Source organism: Chitinophaga oryziterrae (assembly GCF_009758125.1).
Lineage (GTDB): Bacteria > Bacteroidota > Bacteroidia > Chitinophagales > Chitinophagaceae > Chitinophaga > Chitinophaga oryziterrae.
In genome coordinates this window covers 1-683 of sequence record NZ_WRXO01000036.1, presented here as the reverse complement: position 1 = coordinate 683, position 683 = coordinate 1, and the positions used below count along the sequence as shown (strand labels likewise).

1 tRNA gene and 1 rRNA gene are annotated in these 683 nt (G+C 38.1%); both read right to left on the bottom strand.

From position 1 onward, the window contains the following. Positions 1-443: 443 nt before the first annotated feature. A tRNA-Ala gene (locus GO495_RS31890) sits at positions 444-517 on the bottom strand. 85 nt (positions 518-602) lie between these two features. Further along, positions 603-683: ribosomal RNA gene (locus GO495_RS31885) — 16S ribosomal RNA — on the bottom strand; the annotation flags it as partial.

Sequence of the window (683 nt, the reverse complement as noted above, 5' to 3'; positions counted from 1 at the left end):
CCTAAAGTCTACATCATTATTCTATTAAATTAAAAGAGCTTTTTGTCTGTTTCCGTTTCGCGTCGTTTGCGTTGGGGTTGCAAAGGTAATCATTTCTACCTTTCTACCAAATCTTTTTTGAAGATTTGTAACCTTTATTTTTCTGATAGTTAGATACTTATGTTTAAGTATAAACTATCATACTCCATGACAAAATTAGAAAGAACTATACACGATTTTTTTCGCGGACTGCAAAGATACAATCTTTCGCGATTTCAACAAAAATTAACCAACTTTTTTAGAGTAAATGGCAACTAGTGAAGATAAAAAAAGAGTCCGGGTAAAAACGGACTCCTTAATAAAGTTGATGTTCCAGATCCGATCTGAGTGGCTCTTACAGCCTGACATCTGTTCCAATAAACAAGAAGATTATCTGCTTAACGCCTATGCGTTAAGATCTTAAGTGGAGGATATCGGAGTCGAACCGATGACCCTCTGCGTGCAAGGCAGATGCTCTAGCCAACTGAGCTAACCCCCCAGGCTAATAGTTAGCAATAATAATGTCATTATTACAACCATAAATTAAAAGAAGGAAACAACAGCTACAGGTAAAGTAGCTCTAAAAAGGAGGTATTCCAGCCGCACCTTCCGATACGGCTACCTTGTTACGACTTAGCCCCAATTACCGATTTTACCCTAGGCGG